General features: G+C 40.0%; 15 protein-coding genes. 1 reads left to right on the top strand and 14 read right to left on the bottom strand.

The genetic code is table 11. The features are described 5' to 3' along the window. Positions 1–91 precede the first annotated feature (91 nt). The 8 genes from ON073_RS03695 to ON073_RS03660 all read right to left on the bottom strand — a co-directional run bounded on the left by ON073_RS03695 (position 92) and on the right by ON073_RS03660 (position 10,752). Positions 92–739, bottom strand: a complete 648-nt coding sequence (locus ON073_RS03695) for a peptidylprolyl isomerase (RefSeq protein WP_274760522.1) — start codon at positions 737–739, stop codon at positions 92–94. Continuing rightward, complete coding sequence (locus tag ON073_RS03690; RefSeq protein ID WP_274760521.1) at positions 740–1,126, bottom strand: bactofilin family protein; 387 nt, start codon at positions 1,124–1,126, stop codon at positions 740–742. After that, positions 1,113–2,363 carry a M23 family metallopeptidase gene (locus ON073_RS03685; RefSeq protein ID WP_274760520.1) on the bottom strand — a complete coding sequence of 417 codons (1,251 nt, stop codon included), beginning with the start codon at positions 2,361–2,363 and terminating at the stop codon, positions 1,113–1,115. Before ON073_RS03685 ends, ON073_RS03690 begins: the two co-directional genes overlap by 14 nt. Positions 2,364–2,536: 173 nt before the next feature. Continuing rightward, positions 2,537–3,850 (bottom strand): fumarylacetoacetase, encoded by a 1,314-nt coding sequence (fahA, locus tag ON073_RS03680; RefSeq protein WP_274760519.1) that lies wholly within the window; start codon positions 3,848–3,850, stop codon positions 2,537–2,539. Between the two features lie 129 nt (positions 3,851–3,979). Then, a complete protein-coding gene (gene hppD / locus ON073_RS03675; RefSeq protein ID WP_274760517.1) occupies positions 3,980–5,026 on the bottom strand; it encodes a 4-hydroxyphenylpyruvate dioxygenase in 1,047 nt (348 codons plus the stop codon). Positions 5,027–5,424: 398 nt separating this feature from the next. After that, the gene (locus tag ON073_RS03670) at positions 5,425–8,139 is read right to left on the bottom strand and encodes a metallophosphoesterase (protein WP_274760516.1); all 2,715 of its coding nucleotides are present in this window, start codon (positions 8,137–8,139) and stop codon (positions 5,425–5,427) included. A gap of 131 nt (positions 8,140–8,270) precedes the next feature. Beyond that, the gene (locus tag ON073_RS03665; RefSeq protein WP_274760515.1) at positions 8,271–9,719 is read right to left on the bottom strand and encodes a peptide MFS transporter; all 1,449 of its coding nucleotides are present in this window, start codon (positions 9,717–9,719) and stop codon (positions 8,271–8,273) included. A 256-nt stretch (positions 9,720–9,975) separates the two neighbouring features. Continuing rightward, positions 9,976–10,752, bottom strand: coding sequence for a hypothetical protein (locus ON073_RS03660; protein WP_274760514.1), 777 nt, complete (start codon positions 10,750–10,752; stop codon positions 9,976–9,978). A gap of 40 nt (positions 10,753–10,792) precedes the next feature. Between ON073_RS03660 and ON073_RS03655 the strand changes: the two genes are divergently transcribed. Then, entirely contained in the window at positions 10,793–12,565 is a 1,773-nt protein-coding gene (locus ON073_RS03655) for an ABCB family ABC transporter ATP-binding protein/permease (RefSeq protein ID WP_274760513.1), read from the top strand. A gap of 37 nt (positions 12,566–12,602) precedes the next feature. Here the strand turns inward: ON073_RS03655 and ON073_RS03650 are convergent, their stop codons facing one another. From ON073_RS03650 to ON073_RS03625, 6 genes are read right to left on the bottom strand one after another with little or no spacing between them, the layout of a single operon-like run. Then, on the bottom strand, positions 12,603–16,415 hold the full coding sequence (locus tag ON073_RS03650; RefSeq protein ID WP_274760512.1) for a cellulose synthase subunit BcsC-related outer membrane protein: 3,813 nt from the start codon (positions 16,413–16,415) through the stop codon (positions 12,603–12,605). Continuing rightward, positions 16,406–17,524, bottom strand: coding sequence for a cellulose synthase complex periplasmic endoglucanase BcsZ (bcsZ, locus tag ON073_RS03645; protein WP_274760511.1), 1,119 nt, complete (start codon positions 17,522–17,524; stop codon positions 16,406–16,408). Before bcsZ ends, ON073_RS03650 begins: the two co-directional genes overlap by 10 nt. A 2-nt stretch (positions 17,525–17,526) precedes the next feature. After that, the gene (gene bcsB, locus ON073_RS03640; RefSeq protein ID WP_274760510.1) at positions 17,527–19,839 is read right to left on the bottom strand and encodes a cellulose biosynthesis cyclic di-GMP-binding regulatory protein BcsB; all 2,313 of its coding nucleotides are present in this window, start codon (positions 19,837–19,839) and stop codon (positions 17,527–17,529) included. Beyond that, the gene (gene bcsA / locus ON073_RS03635; RefSeq protein WP_274760509.1) at positions 19,823–22,450 is read right to left on the bottom strand and encodes a UDP-forming cellulose synthase catalytic subunit; all 2,628 of its coding nucleotides are present in this window, start codon (positions 22,448–22,450) and stop codon (positions 19,823–19,825) included. Before bcsA ends, bcsB begins: the two co-directional genes overlap by 17 nt. After that, complete coding sequence (bcsQ, locus tag ON073_RS03630; RefSeq protein ID WP_274760508.1) at positions 22,447–23,160, bottom strand: cellulose biosynthesis protein BcsQ; 714 nt, start codon at positions 23,158–23,160, stop codon at positions 22,447–22,449. Before bcsQ ends, bcsA begins: the two co-directional genes overlap by 4 nt. A 29-nt stretch (positions 23,161–23,189) precedes the next feature. Beyond that, on the bottom strand, positions 23,190–23,366 hold the full coding sequence (locus tag ON073_RS03625; RefSeq protein WP_274760507.1) for a hypothetical protein: 177 nt from the start codon (positions 23,364–23,366) through the stop codon (positions 23,190–23,192). Between the last annotated feature and the right edge of the window lie 214 nt (positions 23,367–23,580).

Here is a 23,580-nt window from a genome sequence, read left to right as displayed (position 1 = left end):
TCACAACACAATTTTCAGGGGCAGGAATTGTATACGTTATGCTGGGAAGATCCAAGCCTAGCGCGATAGCTAAGGCTTGGCATAAAGGCTTCTACTCAACAATAATTTTGGCAGATTGAATCACCAATTGTTGCTTTGGTTTGCCACCACGGCTACCGTTTTCATTAAATAAATCAAGCACCTTTTCATCACTTACAAGTTTACCAAACACAGTATGTCTGCCATTTAAGTGAGGTGTTGGGCGAAAAGTAATAAAAAATTGGCTGCCGTCAGTATTAGGGCCTGCATTGGCCATACTTAACAGGCCTTTTTGGTCATGTGGTACGAGAGGCTCAAATTCACCTGCGTAACGATAACCAGGAAAACCCTGACCATTGCCAAGAGGGTCGCCACCTTGTGCCATAAAGTCATTGATTACACGGTGAAAGGTAAGTGAATCGTAAAAACCAAGCGTGGTTAAGTAAATTGTGCTCGACGCATGCATTGGAGCTGTCTTATGAAACAGTTCAAATTTCATTTCACCAAGGGTTGTTTGTAACACCCAGTAATATGTTGCATCTTCTGCGAATGTTAACTTTGGTGGAATGGTCAGTTTAGTGCGCCATTTTTCATCATGTTTATCGACTTTTTGCTCAGTGATAAACTTTTCAACTTGTTTAATCGCTGGGTCTTGAAACCAACACGCCGATAAAAATAGAGCGGTTGTAACGGATAACAGTGTATTACGTAACATTTTCATTTAAGCAGGTTTCTTTTCTTTTTTATTTTCTTTTTCTGATACAGGTGCCGCCGGCTTCGCTGTTTGTGTCATCGAGCCTTGAATTGAAGCACCTTCTTGAATGCTGATAGTGTCATGGAAGATATCGCCAACAACCGTTGCAGATTGCTCTAATACGACCTTTTTGGCTTTAATTGTGCCTTTAACTGTGCCTTTTACTATCACTTCTTGGGCGTTTATATCGCCTTCAACACGACCATCACTGCCGATAGTTAAACTTTGAACATTTACTTCACCATTGATACAACCTTCAAGTTGAATGGTGCCTGCGTTATTAATTTGCCCGGTGATTTCAACGTCTGAGGAGATAATAGAAGGGAAAGGGCTTTTTTTCTTATTGGAGAACATTCTCAAATGCCTTAGTTAGTTTTAACGGGTTAATATACTTTTTGTTATGTAAAATTTCGTAATGTAAATGGGTGCTTGTACTGCGTCCTGAGCTACCCATTAGCCCGATAACTTGGTCTTTTTGTACCTGCTGCCCGCGTTTCACATTTACCTTTGCTAAATGGCCGTAACGCGTAACGAATCCATTCTTATGTTCTATTTCAATAAAGTTGCCAAAGCCGCCATTGCGACCAGCACGCTTAACTACACCATTTGCAGGTGCGAAGATTTTAGTTTTATGCCAACCCGCCATATCAATACCTCGGTGCATTGCACGGCGTTTAGAGATAGGGTCAGTACGCAGCCCATACGCACTTGATATATAAAAATCTTTTGCAGGCAGTGAGGTTGGTAACAATGCTAAATTGCTGCTTAGTTGGTTTAAAGTGACAATTTTATCTAATAATTCTTGCTGCTCTTCAGTAAGTACCGAGGTATCAATGGCGTTAAATGGACCACCTTGAGCGCTGGTATTTAACTCAAGTTGCATTATAAAGTCTTTATCTACACCCGCTTTATCAAGCGCTTTAAGTAAGCTTGTTGTACGTGTATTAACAATCTCTGAAAGCATTGCAAAGTGAGCATCTAACTGTTGATTCTCTTTTTCAATATCGCTTTCGATACTTTCTTCTTCAGCCTTTTTGTTTTCAGTATTAGGCTTTGTCGTTTGCGGTTTTTGCTGGTCACCGTTTGCTGTTTCTTTCTCAACAGAGGCGTCATCCGACAGGCTGATAACTGGCTCAGCCCCTGATGTTTCAGTTTGCGCTATTTTTTCTTGTTTTGGTGAAGTGTCCGCTGCAGACTTAGCTTTGTCATCTTTAGATGATTCTTGTTTAGTGGCTTCTTGCTTTGTCTGGAATTCTGTTTGTTGCGCTTCTGGTAATGACTCAAGCATATTAGTCATTATTTGAGACTTTTCATCAATCTGAGAAATTCGATTGGACAATTCGCTGTGTTTTTCTCGATAAGAAAGGTGAAGGGCATCAAGCTCAGTTTGCTTTTGCTCGATGATCTTATCTTGTGCTGTGATGACTTTGTGAAGTTCAACATATTGGTAGCTTGCAGCACCAGCAACAATACATACGGTTAAACCAACAGCAAATAAGCTTATTTGTAACCAACTAGGTAATGTAATGTACTTCACATCACCATTTTGGCGGATCAATAACTGTTTATTTGGAAAAAGTGCTTTTAACATTATGACAACCGATGTAGTTAAATATACTGCCTTGATTTATTATTTTTTGAGCAGGCAAGTTAACCGGTACACGATACCAAGATGTATCGAAAAATCCAGAAAAATTTAGTAATTCATACTAAAGGGTGGGAGTATGGTGGCAATTAGCTTGCCACCATGAAATGCATTTGAGTTTATTTCGCAGGTAGCACAGTGCCTTCTACGCGACCAAAACCAATGCGGTTAAAGCCGTCAGCTTCACACCAACCACGCATAATCACTTTGTCGCCATCTTCTAAGAAAGTACGCTCTTCGCCGTTACTTAATTTGATGGTTTCCTTGCCACCCCGTGATAGCTCAAGCATTGAACCCGCTTCTTCATGCTCTGGGCCAGATTGGGTGCCCGAACCTAACATATCGCCAGGTACAAAGTTACAACCATTTACTGTGTGGTGCGTAACCATTTGTGCAACTGTCCAGTAGCTGTGTTTGAAGCTAGACTCAGATAATTTGCTAGCAGCTACGCCGTCAACACGCATTTTTTCAGATTCAAGTAACACATCCATCTGAATATCAAATGCACCTGCTTCACGGTTGTGCGCTGATTCTAAATACTCAAGTGGTTGCGGGTCGTTAGCATCGCGATGCCACTGAGTGCGGTATGGCGCAAGTGCTTCAGTCGTTACAATCCAAGGTGACACTGTTGATGCAAAGTTTTTCGCAAGGAATGGACCCAGTGGTTGGTATTCCCATGCTTGTAAATCACGTGCTGACCAGTCATTGAAGAGACAAAAACCAAATACATGATCTTCTGCATCAGTAATGCTAATAGCATCTCCTAGCTCATTGCCTTTGCCTAAGTAAATACCAAGCTCTAATTCGTAGTCCATGCGTTTTGCTGGGCCAAATGAGGGTACATCTGCATCAGGTGCTTTTGTTTGACCTTTTGGACGTGGGAATGTTTGGCCTGACACACCAATTGATGATGCACGACCATGATAACCAATCGGAACCCACTTGTAGTTTGGTAATAATGGATTATCTGGACGGAATAAACTGCCTACTGCCGTTGCATGATAAATAGATGTGTAAAAATCAGTGTAATCACCAATATGACATGGTAGTGAGTATTCAACATCAGTTTGTGCTACAAGCGCTGATTCAAGAGCAGATTGGTGAGCTGAACCTTCAGTTAAGGCTTCGCTTAATGCTAAACGAAGTGCTGACCAATGTGCTTTACCCATACCCATAAACTCGTTTAGAGCAGGAGCATTGGCCGCAGTTGCTGCTTCAAGTGCTAAGCCTGTTAACACGCCTGATGCAACGACAGCGTCTAAATCAAGAACGTAATCACCAATGGCAACACCGCCACGGAATTCTTCATTGCTATTTGCTCTACGGAAAACAGCAAAAGGTAAATTTTGAATAGGAAAATCGGTACCGCTCACATTTGCAGACGCAACCCAGCTCTTTAGGTTTACGTCATGTGTTTTATTAATTGCGCTCATAATGCACCCTTTTATTTTTAACTGTTTACTTATATTGCTACACAACAGTTATTTTTAAAGACTTAAAGTGGAAAAAGCAGCATATAAAATTACATGCTGCTTATTGGGCTTATTTGTATTAGGTATTAATTAAATAACACCACGACGCTCTTGGTCGCGCTCAATTGATTCAAACAGCGCTTGGAAGTTACCTTCACCGAAACCACCGTCATCAACACGTTGGATCATCTCAATAAAGATTGGACCAAATAAGTTTTTAGTGAAAATTTGCAGTAAGTAGCAGTCTTCACTTTGGCTATCAACTAAGATTTGATGTTCTTTGATTTTTTCTTTGTCTTCTTTAACCCAAGGAACACGGTCAAAAATTGTATCGTAATAATGATCAACAATATCAAGCGTTGCGATATTTGTCTGGTCTAGTTTGTCTAACGAGCCAACAAGGTCATTTGTTAAAAACGCTAAGTGCTGAACACCTGGACCATTGTATTCATCTAAGTATTCATCAATTTGGTTATTGTTATCGTCTTTACCTTCATTGATAGGAATAGAGAATGTGCCACACGGTGATTTAAGTGCATATGAAAGCAGTGCAGTTTTTTGACCTTTAATGTCAAAGTAACGAACTTCCTCAAAGCCAAATACGTCTTTATAGAAGTTAGCCCAAGTTTCCATTGTGCCTTTGTAAACATTGTTAGTTAGGTGGTCAATACGAAGGAAACCTTTGTCTTCAACAATATTTTGCTCAGCTAGGTCTTCGAAATCATTTTGGTAAATAGAGCCTTTGTTACCAAACACGTCGATGAAGTAGATTAAGCTATCACCGATGCCGTAAATTGCTGGGTATGGTAAGTCTTTGTGCGTTGAATCAGTTGCAGGTTTTGCACCGCGCTCAACTGCTACATCAAATGCTTTTTGCGCATCTTCAACTCGCCAACCCATTGAACAAATAGCTGGACCATGAGATTTAGCGAATTCAGCTGAAAAACCACCACGCTCATTGTTTAGTAAAAAATGAATATCATGCTGGTTGTAATAAGTGATGTCTTTACCTTTAAATTTTTTCAGTTTTGAGAAGCCGAAATCAGCAAAGATTTTGTCCATATAGTCTGCATCTGGCGTTGCGTACTCTGTGAATTCAATACCTAATAAACCTAGTGGGTTATTTGCAGTAGTCATTTTTAGTCCCCTAAAGAGTGAGAGATGGCTTAGTTAGTTGGAGTGGCCAACTCTTTAAACACGATTTGGCTAGATAATTATTCAAAATTGAGCTGAGGGAAAGAGGGCGCTTGTTTTTGTTAAGTAGGCTACTTCGTAAAGTTTTAAATACAAAAATGCAGTATTTGAGTGTATTTTTAGGTAAAGGTAAATTTTTATGGCAGAAAGCAGTAAAAATTTAATAGCAAAATTTTGATTTGTGCGGTTTAAATAACCAAATGGCAAAAATTTAGACTAATAACACAACTTTATGTGAGTACAAAAAATACACTAATTTGTACAGGTTAATTTACAAAAAGGTATTAACACGCAGAGTTGATGATTTAAGGGGCATAAATGCCCCTTAGAATGAATGCTTATTACTTTGCTTTAAAGAATTTTTGGCGTTGCAATAGCCATGGATTAACTGCCATGGTCTTTACGCTCTCACTGTGACGTTCTACTTTCTGATTTAATTCGCGAGTTTGCTGATTAAAACGCAGTGTTTTACTAGGTCCACCAAGTGAGGCAATTTCATCTGCATCGAAACTACGGCCTGCAAATAGTAATGCGTTTAAAAAACCTGGTTCTGTTTCGTAGGTATCATCGGTCAGTAGCAATAAGGTATCGTTTAACGCCCAACGCTCACCAATTTCACCTTCATCCTTTTCACCTGCCAATTCACCATTAATAAATACCTTTAGTACGCCGTTTTCTGGTGCGGCATAAAATACAATGGCAATGCGATACCAGGTATTGGCTTGTAAGTTGCCAAAAAAACCGCTGTCTCGGGTGGTAATGCCAACACCATTGGTATCTCTATCAACAAATAAATCGGCATCATCGTTGTTTAGCGGATCTGTTTGTAACAGCCCTCTAAATTCATTAACGCTTGTTTCTGGCCACATGATATCCATGACTAAGGTGTAGTCTGAGACCTTATTGCTAAAGTAAAAGTCACCGTTAGCTGGTGCGTTATGTTCAAGTTCTAAACCTTGAGATGGGCTATGGCGGCCAAATGCCAGTACACCTGAGTCACCGTCGGGTAAACTTGTAATATTTGCTGATGCAGTAGTGACAAAAGGGCTACGTTCAGGGCCCCAGTTTTTTCCAAGTGGATCAAAGTATTTAAGTTCACCTGGGCCAAAATCTGCATCAAATGGCGCGTCTAAGTTGTTAAAATTCCAAATAGTAATATTGTCATCACGAAGGCAGCTGTTAAGTGGCTGATTGGTATCGATATGCACACATTGACTGGTACGGTGACGGGCATATTGGTCAAGTGCCCACCATGACTCCGATAATGCCGTAGACTCAGGCAGGGTCACAGATGAAAAGAATAGACTGCCATTAAAGGCAGGTCCCTTTTGTAATGCTACGCGGTATGTCTTGTCATTATTAATTGATTTATCAGATGCTAATTTAAAGATCCAATCAGGCTTTGCTAAGCGCATTTGGTTTAGTTCGCTTCCAGTAACGGATACTTCGTAAAGTGCATTGAATCCAGGTGTGTCTGATGGTTGCCTTTCTACATAATAGGTTTCATGGAATTTTTCTTGGGTCAATTTGCCTGGTGTCCAACGATTTTGCACTTGGATTGGATCGAACAAGGCCGCATCAACACCATGAGTAAAAAATGTAGCATTTGCTAAAATTTCAGCAGTTTGATTTTCATTTGGGTAGTTTTCAGAAAATGCAATGGCAGTGTTTGCATCAGGTGCATAGCGCCCCATAATCTGTTCGATACTATTCGCCATTTGCGAGTCAATAACATCTATTGTGCTGGTTAATTGAGTTTTATAGTCATAGTTAGTAAGTGTTTTGTTGATGGTATCGATTGTGAGAGTGAGATCGGTTAAGCCTTGAGCAAAAAAGTTTGGTTGAATTACTAATGCACCATTTTCAAGCGCTTGAATACTTTCACCACCATGAGTGTGCCCACCTAATACCAGATCAACACCGGTAATATTCTCAGCAATACGTGTGTCACCACCTATTCCCATATGACTTAGCATCACCATAAAATCGACATCCTCACGATAAGTGTTGACTATGCCTTGTGCTATGGATGTCCAATCCCAGTTCATCCTAAAGTCCGGAATAAAATCAGGAATAGGTGATGTTTCTAGTGGTTCATCCAATTCATTCCAAGGTACTGATGTCATACCAAAAAAGCCTACTTTAAGGCAGCCAACCTGAACCGCGGCAAAATCAACAGCGGAAAAACCATTTTCGTCATTACCGATATATCGCGTATTACTCGCCAAAACAATAGCATGATCGTCATTGGCATAATTTAGCAGTTGTTCAGGACCCCATGCATAGTCATGATTGCCAACAACACGTACATCAAATTCCATGGCTTTAATGGCATCTACGGTTGCTAGCCCTTGAGAAATTTGCTCTGCAACAGTGCCTTTTTCATAATCATCACCGCCATTAGTGAATATCGTATAGGGTTGTTCAGCTTTGGCATTTTGATAATAGCCTTTAATACGGCTAAATAGTTGCTCCTTGTAGCCAAAGCGAGAATGCAAGTCAGCAACATGAATAAAGCGTAATGATTGTGAAGCTGTGTTGCTATCACAGACTGGTCCTATCGTTTTACTAATCACTAATTCACGCTTTGGCTCAAAAATTACAGCGTATTGACCTAAAAGTAACAGGTCGGCTTTAACGCTTGCTGTCCCTAAACTACTTGTTATGGGGTTCCATACATTGTTTTCTAACCGAGCGATATACACTTTACCTTGTTGGTAATTGGTTAAATCAACAAAAATCTCCATTTGAATGGGGTTGATAAGGGTTTTATCGGTTGGTGATAGGGTGTATGTATTTGAGATGATTTGATAATCATCACTGATTGAAGTGCTTGGCGAAGAGCTTACTTTCAATGTAAAGTCACTGTCGGATGCGCCAACCGGAATGCGTAAGTTCATCAAGCCATTATCAAAATTTGCATTTAAACTCATCGTTGGGCTAATAACACCGCCTTGCTCAAGGTCGGGGACATATACTTTTTCAGTCTCGCCACCGCCACATGCGATGAGGGTCAAACATATCAAGAATAAACTCAGTAACTTGGAAATTTTCACAGATCACCCAAAAGAATTATATTGAGAGTGAAAAATACCATATCTGATAGCTAAGCTTCAATTACACTTCATGACATAAAAAAAAACCGGGCTCATAGCAAGCTATGAGCCCTTTTTTTTAAATAAGTGTATTAGCGAGAAGCCGTCACTTCCAGCTCTTCCTCTAATACTTCTTCTTCTGAATGGTTACGGTCTTCTGCACCGTGCATCCAATCAACAAGTTTATCTGCCATAAAGTACAGTAGAACACCTGAAGCAATTGCAGTAATAAAGATACCGCCGAAGATAGACATAGCATTTGCAAGTTGCTCTTCTTTAGTTGTTTCGCCGTGACCAATAAATGAACCAACGATACCACCAACTTTGTTAGCAATTGCAATAAATAGGAACCAAGCACCCATCATTAATGATGCAATACGCAGTGGAGCAAGTTTAGTTACCATTGATAAACCAATTGGTGATAAACATAATTCACCCATTGTGTGGAAGAAGTATGCACCAACTAACCACCACATGCTTGATTTGTTTGTAGGGTCACCATCCATTTCCATAACCGCACCCATCATAAATACAAAACCAATACCTAATAAGATAAGGCCAAGTGCAAATTTAACTGGTGAATTAGGCTCTTTATTACCAAGACGGATCCAGATAGAGGCAATTACAGGCGCAAATACAACGATGAAAATCGCATTTAATGATTGGAACCAAGTTGTTGGTACTTCAAAACTACCAATGTTACGGTCTGTGTATTCGTTAGTGAAAATGTTCATCAGGCCGCCAGCTTGTTCAAAGCCTGCCCAGAAAACAACAGTGAATAGACCAAGCACCATGATTACCTTGATACGGTCGCGCTCAACAGCAGTTAATGGCTCTTTGCGAACTTCAGTTTGCTTTTCTTTTTCAAGTTTAGCTGCTGGTACAGTACCAATGTTGCCAAGTAGTTTTTGTGCAAATAAGAATTGAATGATAAGTGAAAGTACCATACCGATACCTGCACAGATGAAGCCAGCTTGGTAGTTACCATCATAATGCGCTACTACTGAGCCTACAACGATACCTGAAAGTGCTGCACCTACGTTAATACCCATGTAGAAAATAGTGAATGCGCCGTCACGACGGTTATCACCTTCTTCATAAAGGTCACCAACCATGGTCGAAATGTTGGGCTTGAATAGACCGTTACCAGCAATTAATAGACCTAAGCCCACATAGAAGGCTTCTGTTTCCATGCCCGGCACCCATGCGTGTGGTGTACCTAGCATAAATTGACCAGCGGCCATTAAGAAGCCACCGATATAAATTGCTTTACGTTGGCCTAAGTATTGGTCTGCTAACCAACCACCAATTAATGGCGTAAGGTAAACAAGACCGGTAAATGTACCGTACATTGAAAGTGCATCGGCTTGGGTCCAACCCATACCGTTACCGCCTTCAGAATATACTTGGTCTACTAGATAAAGTACTAAGATAGCGCGCATTGCATAGTAGCTAAAGCGCTCCCATAGTTCTGTAGTGAATAGCAGGAATAGACCTTTCGGGTGGCCTAACATTTCACCTGCTTTAGGGACTGAATTCATCGTATGCTTCCTAATTCAAATTGTTGTTATGGCCAATATTATTATTGTTGTTACTACCTTTCGGTTTGAACGGGCGGCCAATATGTGTGTTTGGGTAACGGTTACCCAGTAAACAGATTTGTGTTAATAAACATACTGAACGAGGGGTAAAATAAGGTTATTAATACAAACTGCATCCAGCCAGTATACCTAGAGAGTTTTTTAAACAAAAGCCCTTATCTAACAGATTTGACCTGTTTGTATGCAATTTCGTCGATTAATTATTCACATCAAGGCATAAGCCTTTTAAAAAATGAATGAAGCCATAATGCTTTAGCCAATGCAGGTGCGCTTCGTCTTTCACTAAAAAATGCCCGCAGAAATTTAAACCGTTTGCGAAAATAGATTCAATATGTGCTGTTTTACGTGGCACTAACCAGAACAATTCTTTATGCAGTATTAAATTATATGCGCCAGTTTCAGTCTCATTTGTATCCAATTCGAATTGTGACAGTGCTTGTTGGTAGTACTCGTTACACAGCCTTAAATTAAGTGGGCCAAAGCGCACAAAACTAATTTCTTCCAATTTTTTTGCTATGGCTGATACAGTTTCGCTGTGTGCTAAGCGAATTAATTGCATATGACGATGTCCTTGGCTGGCACCAGCAATGGGGCCTGCATTATAAAAGCCGACATCATAAGGCGAATTTAAATGTTCAAGCCAAGTCGAAAAATCAGACTCTGTTAGTGGACTTTGCTGCGAAACAAAATCATTACTACATAAAAGGGCATGGGGTTTTAATACGGGAAACTTATTTAAGAGCAGTTTATGTGATGGCGGGCATGATTTTACAAACATGGCATCTTCATGGGGTAAAAATGGGTTACTTTTTTGCGTAGCTTGATGAGGTTTTTTGATTTTTTTAGGAACACGCAAATGTACCGTGAAGTTAATATCATTATCCAAAAAGGATTGGCTTTGTGTAGTGAGTGGCTGGAGCGTTTTATTTTTTAATGCGATTTCTATTTGCTGTTCAACTGCTTGCCAATACATAATACATCCTATATTTGATCTTAATGAGCACGAGTGAGTTATGCGCCGCGGTTTTTCTGTGCCAAATGAAAATGATAGTTTTAATCTTCGCGTCTTTAAACAAGTTGTACCTTATTTATTAGAATTTCGCACGCGTATTGTTATTGCCTTTTGTTGCTTGGTACTTGCTAAGCTTGCCAGTGTTTACCTGCCTTTTGTTCTTAAATACACCGTTGACACGTTAGATCAACAACAGAGTGTGGTGCTACTTGGTACGATTGGTTTAATTGCCGCCTATGGTGTGCTGCGACTTGCCAATGTGGTGTTGTCAGAGTTACGCGACATGTTGTTTGGTCGTGTTACTGAACGCGCCATGCGTCGCATTAGCATGAAAGTCTTTAGCCATTTACAACACCTCGACTTAAAATTTCATTTAGATCGCAAAACCGGCGGACTTGCCCGCGACATTGAACGGGGTGTATCGGGCATTAGTTTTGTGATGCGCTTCTTTGTTTTCAATATTGGCCCAACGTTGATTGAGCTGATGTTGGTAATTGGTATTTTAACTACCAAGTATGGCGCCAAATATGGGTTAGTGATTGCTGTGTCTGTGGTGGTTTATATCACTTTCACTGTTTATGTGACTAATTGGCGATTAAAGTTTATTCGTGAAGCCAATATGGCTGATAACCGGTCTAACACCCGTGCCGTTGATAGCCTGTTAAATTTTGAAACGGTTAAATATTTCAATAACGAAGATCACGAAATAAAAGAATACGATGTAGAGCTTGCCGCATGGGAAAAAGCACGTCGCAAAAATCGTTTATCATTATTTGCGTTAAATGGTGGACAAGCACTGGTTATTGCAACAGCCATGACATCAATGCTGTTATTTGCAGCACTTGATGTTGAAGCAGGGGCGATGACGCTCGGTGATTTTGTATTGGTTAATGCCTTTATGATGCAAATATTTATGCCACTCAACTTTTTGGGGTTTGTTTATCGTGAAATCAAAGGCTCGCTTACCAATATTGAAAATATGTTTGATTTGCTGAAAGTAGAGACATCAGTTTCACGTAATGCTGATGGCAAAAAGCTTGATGTAAGCAAAGGTGCGATAGCATTTGAAAATGTTACTTTTGGATATGCCGAAGAGCGTACAATTCTAAACAAGTTATCTCTCAACATTAAAGCCGGTAGCAAAGTGGCTATTGTAGGGCCAAGTGGTTCCGGTAAAAGTACACTAACTAAGCTACTTTGTCGTTTTTATGATGTGACAAATGGCGAGATAAAAATTGATGAGCAACCCATCTCTCAGCTTGAACTTGACTCATTGCGCAAAGTGATTGCTGTGGTACCACAGGATACGGTGTTATTTAACGCCAGTATTTTTGATAACATTCATTATGGTAATTTAGCAGCAAGTAAAGAGCAGGTTATTGCCGCAAGCGAAGCTGCCAATCTCAAAACCTTTGTTGAGTCACTTAAAGAGGGTTTTGATACCCATGTTGGTGAACGAGGATTAAAACTCTCAGGTGGTGAAAAACAGCGCGTTGCCATAGCAAGAGCGCTATTGAAAGACTCACCCATTATGGTATTTGATGAAGCAACTTCAGCGCTTGATAGTCACAACGAAGAAGCGATAATGCGTACCATTAAGCAAGTAGCACGTCATCATACCGCCATTATGATTGCCCATCGCTTATCAACCGTCACCGATGCCGATCATATTTTCTACTTGGAACAAGGTCAGCTGGTGGAAGAGGGCACACACCAGCAGTTACTGGAAAAAAATGGCCATTATGCAGCACTTTGGCGCAGTCAAAGTCAGTAATAAAAAAGGGAGCATGGCTCCCTTTTCTAATTTTTGATTAATAGTTGGCGTAAGGCACAATTAACCTTGGTACCAATGGTAATTCACCGTACATAGGGTTAAATAGATATTTCACGTAGATCTGTCCGTAATTTGGCTCATAAAAATCAGCACGGTCAATATTAAAGCTTGCGCCAATTAACCATTGCGGTTGTAAGCGATATTCGACCAAACCTTCAATACCCCATGAAAAACCACTGCTTTTATCAGCTGAAAACACCGGGTCGATGCCTGTTTCAAGGGCCTTAAGCTCTGCAACAGCTTGTAGCTCGGGGTTATTAGGGTAAAAATTGATAGCATCTGTGCTCGAACTTGAATAACCGCCGTTAACTTTGAGACGATATACTAAATCATTTTCAAAACGACCATCTACCGTGATAGGTACTGAAAGTCCGAAGTATTTTTGCGGGCTGTAGTAGCCACCATGACCATACGTTTCTTCTGACAGATTATGTTTATAACCCCAATACAACAAGTTAGTTCCAACTGAGAGTTCAAAGTCTGGCTGTTGGATAAAGCGGTAATAAGCACCGGTCATCGCCCGTTTACGGTCATTATCAAGTACATTTTGACCCTGATAATATTGATAATCGAGTGTTGCCCAAAAGCCCCAATCTAGTCCTAGATCATGATAAAGGCCTAATGTAATACCATTACTGGTAACGCCACCCCATATTTCATTTTGATTAACATCTTCAAGGCCTGCGTAGGATAGTACACTGTTAGTGAGTGCTCGTCGCTCGATTTCAATGTCATAGCTGAAGTCACCTAGGCTATTTTGATAAAGTAGCCCACCAACAATATTTGAAATTAAAAAGCCTTGTGGCGTAGTACCAATATCAACTCGCCAGTTGTCGTTTTGCCAACCAAAGCCTAGTGCAATTCCTTGATCACGTGGTGTGATACTGAATAATGAACAAGTATCATAACAAAGCGCACCTGTACCGTATCGGCTTGCCGCAAAACGCTCTGAAAAGTTCGTTTGTTGAGCCGAAATACTGACTGCATCGGCTTTTGCAAACAGTTGCCCATCCATAAAAGGGAAATAGCCTTCAAAAAGGGCTGCCCCTAAGCCTAATTCGTGATCATTTTGCGTGCTAGTTTGACCGCTAAAATCACCGGCTAATGCAATATGACCATCGGTACGGTTTTTAATTTTTGCTATGCCAGAGCGAGCAGAACGCATATACCAAGTATCTGTTTCTTTATCTTGCGCAAGTTCGTGTAATACTTTCTTATCTGCAATATCGAGGTCTTGCTTCGTTAAAACTTGACGGTAATATTGGATTGCTAATTCACTTTCACCAAATTTGTCGGCAACTTGACCCGAAAGATTTAGCAATTCGCCATCTGCTGGAGAAAGTGCTAATAAATCTTTTTGCAACCTAAGTGCGCTTTGTTGATCTTTAAAATCCAATAAAAGCGCCATTAAACGACGTTGATTATAGTTTTCATCAGCAGGCACACGGTATACAAGGTGGCTGACTACTTTCTCACCTAACGCATACTTGTTATTTAATAGTGCTTTTTGTGCCAGTTGGTACTCTGTTTCAAATTCAAGTTCGCCATATTTATGGGCATTTTCGTAAAGTAAATCTACTTGCTCAAATTCACCTTTATTGAGGGCAAACTCTAACAATCGAGTATTGGCAGGAATACTTGATGGGTTATTACTTAAATAAGACGTTAAAATAATTTCTTCACGATCAGGCTGTTTTTTTACTTGATAGCGAACCTTTAAGTTTTCAATTTCACGTTTTTCACTTTGTGTTGCAGCAGGTGCTATATGTAAATTGGTGAACCAAGCATCAAGTACTTCAGTGTCATCTGCATTAAGTAACCACTCGCTATATAACTGATACCAGTAAAAATCGAGTTTTGGTGTGCTATCAAGCGCTTTTCTAAGTTGATCCGAAGCGCGATTATGCATACCAAGCTTGTACCACTGCGCTGCAATTTGCGCGTTTTGCAGGTTGCTTAAATCATTCTGGTTTTCGATTTCTTGTAAAAGGGCAAGAGCTGATGCTTTTTGCTCTGTGTCGATTAATATATCAACTTGTTCAAACTGCTCGCCAAGAGCAAGTGTTTCTTTCAGTTCTTTTATTTGCGGTGTGTAATCTTTTACTCTTATATAAGACAGACTTTGTAATCCAGCGCGGAAATCACCTAGAGAGCGCATATATAACGCATGGGTATAGCGAATTTCAGGGTTCATTGGAAAACGCCAAAGTGCTTGGTTATATACTTTTCTACTTGCGTCTATATCGCCTAATTTACGCCACTCAAATGCCAAATCATAATAAAGCCAGCCATTAGTTGGTGACGTTTTTATTGCTTTTTCAAGTAATGCAATCGCAGCTTGAGGCTCGCCATGACTCGATAACTCTTCAGCTTTATCGCGATAGATAGCGGTTTTTGCTGCTTTTATTTCCGCCGCGACCGCTTCACGTTGTTTTTGAGTTAAGCTTGATTCAAATCGTTCCAAAACAGCGATATCTTGCTGCTCTTCCACAATACCCAGTAATAAAGACAGTGCATAAGCGTTGTTTGGGTCGCTACGTAAAACGGTTTGTAAATATTTAGTGGCTTGTTTCGTATCACCTTTTGCTTTGGCAACTTGCGAGGAATAAATGAGTACTGTGTTAGTGTCTTCTTTAAGTTTTAATGCGCTTGCCAGAAGGGATTCTGCCTCTGTAAGTTCCAGTGCATCGATAGCTACACGTGCTTTGGCAATGAGCCCCCAAAACTTAGCGGTATTAAGCAAACCAAGCCAAATTGACTTATCGCTGGTTTGTGCCAATGATGCTGCTTTAGAGAAATATTGTTGGGCATCGTCGTGTTTTCCTTGCGCCATTAACGCTCGGCCAAGATCGCCAACGATATCTGCATCTTTAGGTCTTCCTGCAGCAGCTTTACGTAATAGCTTTTCCGCAAGGGCATAATTTTCTTTTGCCATATGGCGGCGAGCACGCTGCCATGCTTGATAATTTGGATCTGCTTCAAGTTTTAATTGTGCAACTAACTTTTCACTGAATACTTCGTACTGTAATTTACCTAAGTCGCTATTTGGGTAAAGACTAAAGAAATAGCTATATTGTGAACGGGTAAACGTACTGATCGGCATGTCTTCGAGGGCATTTAGCCATACTCGCTCAACCTCAATGCGCATTTGTGAATGAGTTGCATATTTTCGTAAAATTGCCAGCGATTTTTTGTCAGTTGGTTTGCGTTTCAAAATATGGCGGGCATAGGCAACTTCAAACTCTGCGGTGTTTGGATAGCGCTGAGTTAACTTGGTAAAGAGTGTTTTAGCTTGCTGCCAGCTGTCTGGATCTGCAGACAAAATATTAGCGTATTCAAATTTTAAACGGGCTGTGGGAATGTCTCCACGAAAAAGTGCTTTGAACTCTTTCGCAGCTAATTTAGATTGACCACCGACGGCTTTTGCCCTGACTAAATTTAACCTTTGCTTACCTTCAGGCGAATGAATGTATGCAATGCTGTCTAGTCGTTGAATATAAGGGTAGAAGGGTTCGTCCTTTTTAAACGCTTTTAACTCTTCTTTGGCCTTTTCAACTTCGCCTTGTTCAAAATAGTAGCGGATCCATGCCGCTCTTATATCAAGACTGCCTGGTTCAACTTGTTCAAGACGCGCAAGGCTATCTATCACCAGTTGAGGTTTTTGTTGTGCCTCGCCAAGCTCTACTTGCTCTAAAAGCCAACTAATAGGCTGTGCATCAAGGCCTTCATTGGCATGAAGGTGTGTCCCAAGTAAACAGCTAACTAAAAGTGCCGTCGCTCTTAGTTGCATTCGGTACTCCATGCTGGCACTAACGAGCCATCATTTTGAAGCTCAAAACGCGCATTTGTTGCAGCAGTACCAAATAAAGTTAATACACTGCTGTAATAGTTATTTCTAAGTTCATAATCAATATTTGCATTGATTTTTTGATTTATCATGCTGGCAGTTACACGATCGCCAAATGATTTCATAAAAGGTAATATCGCAGCTTGGAATCCAAGTGGTCCAGTTTTGTTAGTGCGGCCTGTTTTAGCATAAGTGTTGAGTGGTACTGCACGATTACTACTTACTTTGCGTGCCATTGGGTCAAATTTGAATAGCAACTGCTCTTTATAACTAACATCATCAGCTAACAATCCTACCCATAGATAACTGCGAATAGCATTGAAGTTACCCTCATCATTATGCTTTTTAGTGAAATGGAAGCCTTTTTTGGGATTGTATAGCACCCAATCAGGGCTAAAGCCTTTTGGTGCACTTTCTGAAAGCACTACCAAAGATGAATTTAGTACTTCTTGCCATGGTTGACTTGGATAGAGCTCAATAAAACGTTGGAAGATAAATGGTGGTAGATAGCTTGGGTTTAAGCGCCATGTATTGTCGTCAACTTTAAAACCATAAGGTGCAGGTAATAATGTTAAACCGAGACCCGGTAAAAATTCAGTCTCTTCTTTTAAAATGCGCTTTGCCATTACCGCAGCAAGCACTGCATAGCGGCGCTCGTTCCATAAATGACTCGCTTCTGCTAATGCATAGGCAATCCATAAATCAGAGTCAGATGCAGGGTTAGAATCTAAAATACCGTAGCTTGATGGCGTTTTACGGCCCCAAAGCCATGCAGGTAAACGAGCGCTTAAATCACCTTCCGCAAGGTGACGCTCGGTCCAGTTAAGTAACTTATCAAAGGTTTCTTGATCGTTTGCGACTAATGCAAAGAATAAACCGTAAGATTGTCCCTCACTAGTGGTTATATTTTTCTCAGAGCCTAAATCAATGACTCGGCCTTCTTTTGAAATAAAATTGCTTTTAAATGTTTGCCACTCAGGCCAAACCATACAACTTTCAGCTTTCAAGAATGTTGGCATTAGAAGCAATAATACAATGAGTAACTTTTTCATAATTAGTCTTCCTTATCGCCAACACGTTTGCGTGCTAATGTGTTTAGTACACGCCATAAAATAACAGATAAAATAAGTAATGTAATAATGGTCATAAATGCTAATAGCAATGGATGATCAGATAAATGGAACCAAATTAATGTATGAAGTGGTAATGAGCCAACGTAATAGCGCTCACCAAGGTGAGACTGGTGAACTTTATAAGGGTTAATGATGGTTGCTGTACCTTGTACTTCGATCAATTTAGCACCATCAATTAAAGTGTTGTTGATCAAATGTAAGTCATTACTTGATGCAGCCATGATAGACACGACACTTCTCTCATCGTTAAATGGTGACTGGAAGCCGGCAATTGCAGCAAGTGAACCATAGCTCTCAAGCGATACATGGGTTGATGCATCCTCGTTGGTTTTTGCATATTTGTATGGCTGAGTTTCGTAAATTGCCTGCTTAATTTCTCTTAGAGAGTGATCAATTAGTACTGATATATGCTCAACTTGCGCAAAGCTCTCTGCACCAGTTTGTGAACCAATTAGTAAAATATCTTTGTTATCAAAATCAATTTCAGCACCATTGTCGGTTAAGATCGTTGCTTTTAAAGAAGGGTAACCTGTTGTTTGACCTAAATGACCTGTCGCTGTGAGAAGTGTCTCTACCTCGTCGCGGTTAGGTGACTCAGGCAGCACAATAAGCGTTTCACTTAAATCAGCAAATTTAGTGAATGGAAATCCGCCTTGCGCGTAAGCGTGCAAATTAGGCATCGCAATATAGTGGTGATATCCGGATACATCGATAGTTGAGTTTTCGTCAATGGAACCAATTGTGCCCTCAGGAGCAGTGGTTTGACAAAAGCCTTCTTTTTCAGTTGAAAATAAAAACTCAAAAGCAACGTCATTTTTAATATCAACTTTAAAACCAGGAACAGTGAAGTAGCGTTCTTTATCGGTATCGTCCGTTGATAGCAAAGGAATGCGGATATCTTCATCTACCAGCGTTGAGAATTCATCTGGGTCAAGTTTATAACCTTGGACATACTCTTGGTTGATTGACATATTAAGACGAGATACCCCTTTATCTGTAGGAGGGGTATAACGGTATTTTAATTCGATCGGTAAACCATCGGTGTACCAAGTAAAGAGATCAGGGGCAACACGCACATCCAGTTTCACTGGTGGTGCACTGTAACCGATAGCTTGTAACTGGTTCTTGTACTCGACTAATTCGCCAAAACGAACAGGGCGATCAGAGCGGATCCAACGCGGTGCATCGTAAGCCTTGCGAGGTTCAATGTACTCGACTTTATTAATTTTCGCAGTACGCCCTGTCATCATAGGTAGACCTAAGGCGAGGCCTTCGGCAGCTACTTTTAAATCGTCACTATTACGCCCTAAGATAAGCAATAGCTTTTGGTATCTATGTTCTGGATTCGCAATTACTTCAACAATAGGGCCATCTACGTCAGGGTAATCAGCAAGAAAATCTGGGCGGTTATCGTTTGTGGCAAATACCACACTGTGTGAACTAGGTAGCTCATTGTAATTTACAGGGAATTTTGCACCACGCCAGTTTGCTTTAGCACCAAACCAAGAGCTTAAAATACTCGCAGCATGCAGGGTAGTATTGTCAGGCGTTTCATTAAATACAAATGGTAAATTTAGTTGAGAGTAATCACGTTCGTCAAAAAAAGGTTCAGGGAATTGCGCAAGTAAACTTTCAAATGGCAATTGCTGTTCGGTATAAGTTATACGGCTTGTGCGACTAATATCAGCCCAAATACTCGAATGGAATGGATCTTCACATTCACGAGTATAGTGGCCAATTAATTCAAACCGTAAGGTATTGAAATCTTCTACAAATTTAGGTTCAAGTTTGATGGTATGACGCTGCATACCTTCATTTACTTTTTCAGGGCTAGCATCAGTAACTGGAATAGTAGCCATCACTTCTTCATTTAAATACACCTTTAAATGCGAAAGTTCACGAATAAGAGATGGTGAGCTAGTAAACGCAAAATCAAGGCTTAAATCAGTAATGATATGGTCTACACGGTTGGTGAAATCCACCGTTCGGCTGGCCTGTACACCTCGAAGACGCATGTCAGGACGATTTAACTGCTCAAAGGTGTAAGATAAGGTACTGCGAGGCCCAGCTTCAGGGTAACCGTCTTTGTAGATATCTTTGTTTTCAGCAATTTTGATAGTGTTGCCGGCAAAGTTACTAGATGCAAGATTATCACTCGTGGTTGCAGAGCCATTCACGCTGTATAGCGTGCAGAGCGCTAATATGCTTCCTGCTACTTTAGTTAGCACTTTCATAATTTAAATTTCCCAGTTTTGGTTTTTGCGGCATAAACGAGCCAACCAAAATTAAAATATTACCAATTTTTGTTATGTATTTCTTTGCATTTTCAGGCGCATGTAGAATTAAGCTCTTAAAACCACGAACACTGGTTTGGCGCACGTGCTTAAAACTTTCAGAGGGAAGATCATGCGTGAAATTATCTTGCCATGTGAGCCAAGCATCGGCACGGCTGAATGTAGATTCGATGTAATTTTTTTCTTGTTCTAAAGAGAGATCACTTAAAATAAGCCCTGCACGATTTTTTCGCGCATTAATCACTTTGCAAGGGAATGAAAACTGACGACGACCACGTGACATAATAAGTTCAATATCACTTTCAATCTTAATTAAATCGTCTGCGGGTAAACTAACACCCACACCAACATCACTAAAATCGGTAACACGTACTTTAAAAGTTCTACCATGAGTATCACGAATAGCAGCAGGGAAATCGGCTGAAATTCGATGAGAACGACGTACTTGCTTTGCTTCTGCAGCAACTGCGATTGCAGCTCCCAAAATCATAAAGTTGTATAACGCCCAGGCCATACTAATTAACAACACACCAATTTGCACAGGGTCACCAAAGAATATGCGAAAAACACCAATGATTAATCCAATTAAATTGATGGTAGCTAAGAATAAATACGGTTTAGAGATTTCCCAGTCATAGAAATCTTTATCGGTTAAACCGCCTTTTTCTGTTACGTTAAATTTACCTTTATTAGGAGCGAAAAGCGCAACTGTTGTTGGTTTTAATATATACCATGCAAGTACTGCTTCGTATACTTCACCCCAAAACGAGTAACGCCATTTACCTTGAATTCGGGAGTTGGTGATTTTTACCTGCATTAAGGTGGGTACAACATACAATAAAATTGCTAAAAAGGGCGCATAAATGATGTATGCATCAAAATAAATCAATGCCAGCGGGGCGGTCAAAAACACTATACGTGGAATACCAGAAAAAAAGTGCATGGCCGCATTGAGATAACAAAAGCGCTGGCTTAGTGAAAGCCCTCGTCCAAGCAGAGGGTTATCTACTCTAAAGATCTGCGCCATGCCTCTTGCCCAACGAATACGTTGTCCTACATGGGTTGATAAACTGTCTGTTGCAAGACCTGCTGCTTGTGGAATATTGATATACGCTGTGCGATAGCCTTTACGCTGCATTTTCAGGGCTGTGTGGGCATCTTCAGTTACTGTTTCAAAAGCAAACCCACCAATCTCCTCGATGGCACTACGACGAATTACGGCACAAGAACCACAGAAGAATGTGGCATCCCACAGGTCATTGCCATCTTGAATAAGGCCATAGAACAACATGTTTTCGTTAGGAATTTGAGCGAAATTACCGAGATTCTTTTCAAATGGATCGGCAGAGAAAAAATGGTGAGGTGTTTGCACCAGACACATTTTAGGATCTTCGACAAACTGACCAATTGTCATCTGTAAGAATGAACGAACAGGAACGTGGTCGCAGTCGAAAATGGCAATTAAATCGCCATCAGTGTAACGCATAGCATGGTTTAAGTTACCTGCTTTTGCATGGAAATTTGTAGGGCGAACTATATAGCCAACACCTATTTCGGCAGCAAATTGTTTGAACTCGTCACGCTTGCCATCGTCAAGAATATAAACGTTCAGTTTATCTTCTGGCCAATCGAGTGCCAATGCAGAAATGGTTGTTGGTTTTACAACACTTAATGGCTCGTTATAAGTTGGAATATAAACATCAACCGTTGGCCAACTGCTGGTGTCTTTCGGTAGCTTGACTGGTTTACGTTTAAGAGGACGAATTGTTTGGAAGAAACCTAAAATTAGAATAAACCATGCGTATGCTTCTGCGGCGAGTAGACCAAAGCCTAAAAAGAGGGCGATAGGATCACCCCAGTTAAGGGTTTCATTAAAACGCCACCAAATATAACGTGTAGAAGTAGTCACTGATAGTGTTATCATTACAATAGTTGGCAGTGGTCCCTCGATACCACGAAGTGAATATGCGATAAATAAAATTAAGCTCACAAAAATAGCTTGTGCTTCAAGTGAAAAAGGTACTGTAATGAAAATTGCAAGCAAGAAAAGTACTGCTGCAAGCAGTATCTTTGTGATATGAGGGTTTTCCCAAAAATCTGCTGCAGTAAGCTTTTGGAAACCAGTCTGGGTACTTTCGTTTATTTCTTTATTGAGCGATTGCCTCACCCTTAAAGTAAACCATTTATCAAAGCGAATAGCCCAATCAATAAACAAAGGTAAGATTTTAAAAATTGAGTATTTAGTTTCTTTTTCACGGACTTCTTTACTATCTCGCTTAAATTTCACCAATGTTAAAAATAGCAGCTGAATCATAAAACGAAGCGGATCGCCAAGACGGAAACGGTTTGGTTTTAACTGTGGGAAATAACGATAAAATGCATTATTGAAATCAATGCGTTCTAATTTAATAAAAGCATGTAGAAGAAAATAGCTAATTGTCAGTAGAATTGACATAAAAACACTATAGCTATTCTCTTCAAAGAAATAGTTGTAGCGTGATTTAATTAAGCTAATGCCGAATTGCGGGCTGGTCAAAACTCTATCGCTCATAATGAATTCGACAAACTTTTGCGTTTGTTATTTAACCAACTTGCCAAAGCTTGAAAGTCTTCCTTTACGACACTCAAAGGAGAGCAGTTGATTAACACATTTTTTGCCGCAAGCGCTTCAGGAACTGAACTGTCAAAGTGAATAAAAAAAGGTGCTAGTTGATTTAAATTTGCACGCCAAATCTGATAAACATCGAGTTCTAATGGGTTGCTTGCATTAAAGCGATTAATTAAATAGAAGCCGTTACTACCTGAATGACCTTTTTTAATTTGGCTATAACAGCCAGCATCACAGGTAACAATATTGATTATTAAGTCGTTTTCATCGAGAGGTAATTCTTCAAGAGAAATATGGCTCGGCACATCAAATAGTAACCAGCTATTAGCTTCAAGGTTTAGGCGTTTCGATTGATTTAATAATGTACAAAGAGCAAAAGTATTGGTTGATTCCGAGCCAAATGGCACATACTTTACATTATCTTCGTTGATAAAAGCAGAATCACTCCAATTTGCATCAGCATCTATGGCTTTATTCGACCAACCTATCTGATTATGCCATTGATGCCCTAAATGAAGACAAAGTTCATTTTTTGGGTCGAGATCGATACACAACACACTGTGTTTACTTTGAGCTAGTAGTGTTGCAATATTGGCAATAATAGATGTTGTCCCTGTTCCACCTTTGATGCCTTTAAAAAAAACTCGATTCATACAAAATGTACTTTGCTCAAATGTAAATGTTAAACTTCTTCAATTTCGCTGAAAAGATCGTACTTAGCAATAATTTTGATCTCTTTTTGTTTTTCTGTAATCTCAACGTAATCAGCTACTGCAATGTTGCTTTTTGATTCTAGTTTAGAAATATCGTGCGCATGATATGCATTTTCAATTAATTCTGCGTTCTGACTATTAGTCACAATATTAACCTCTTAAGTTAAACCTACAATATTATTAGACGGTTAGATTGGGCTAAACTATTACACTCTATTACGCGGCAAATTAAACAAAATGAGTTGTTTTTCCTCTGAATGTCTTTAATTCAGTAGGTTTTATCAACCTGATGTAACTGTAATAAACTCAAACAAATCTGGATTTAGCAGTTTTCTCAGTTTTGACGCTGGACTTAGCTAA

Origin of the sequence: Pseudoalteromonas sp. G4 (genome assembly GCF_028875915.1) — a bacterium.
GTDB lineage: Bacteria > Pseudomonadota > Gammaproteobacteria > Enterobacterales > Alteromonadaceae > Pseudoalteromonas.
This window is presented reverse-complemented; position numbering and strand designations above follow the sequence as displayed.

What these genes read in the sequence shown, in the direction of transcription:
- ON073_RS03695 (WP_274760522.1), bottom strand. Translation starts at nt 739, where the DNA reads ATGAAAATGTTACGTAATACACTGTTATCCGTTACAACCGCTCTATTT.
- ON073_RS03690 (WP_274760521.1), bottom strand. Translation starts at nt 1,126, where the DNA reads ATGTTCTCCAATAAGAAAAAAAGCCCTTTCCCTTCTATTATCTCCTCA.
- ON073_RS03685 (WP_274760520.1), bottom strand. Translation starts at nt 2,363, where the DNA reads ATGTTAAAAGCACTTTTTCCAAATAAACAGTTATTGATCCGCCAAAAT.
- fahA (WP_274760519.1), bottom strand. Translation starts at nt 3,850, where the DNA reads ATGAGCGCAATTAATAAAACACATGACGTAAACCTAAAGAGCTGGGTT.
- hppD (WP_274760517.1), bottom strand. Translation starts at nt 5,026, where the DNA reads ATGACTACTGCAAATAACCCACTAGGTTTATTAGGTATTGAATTCACA.
- ON073_RS03665 (WP_274760515.1), bottom strand. Translation starts at nt 9,719, where the DNA reads ATGAATTCAGTCCCTAAAGCAGGTGAAATGTTAGGCCACCCGAAAGGT.
- ON073_RS03660 (WP_274760514.1), bottom strand. Translation starts at nt 10,752, where the DNA reads ATGTATTGGCAAGCAGTTGAACAGCAAATAGAAATCGCATTAAAAAAT.
- ON073_RS03655 (WP_274760513.1), top strand. Translation starts at nt 10,793, where the DNA reads ATGCGCCGCGGTTTTTCTGTGCCAAATGAAAATGATAGTTTTAATCTT.
- ON073_RS03650 (WP_274760512.1), bottom strand. Translation starts at nt 16,415, where the DNA reads ATGCAACTAAGAGCGACGGCACTTTTAGTTAGCTGTTTACTTGGGACA.
- bcsZ (WP_274760511.1), bottom strand. Translation starts at nt 17,524, where the DNA reads ATGAAAAAGTTACTCATTGTATTATTGCTTCTAATGCCAACATTCTTG.
- bcsB (WP_274760510.1), bottom strand. Translation starts at nt 19,839, where the DNA reads ATGAAAGTGCTAACTAAAGTAGCAGGAAGCATATTAGCGCTCTGCACG.
- bcsA (WP_274760509.1), bottom strand. Translation starts at nt 22,450, where the DNA reads ATGAGCGATAGAGTTTTGACCAGCCCGCAATTCGGCATTAGCTTAATT.
- bcsQ (WP_274760508.1), bottom strand. Translation starts at nt 23,160, where the DNA reads ATGAATCGAGTTTTTTTTAAAGGCATCAAAGGTGGAACAGGGACAACA.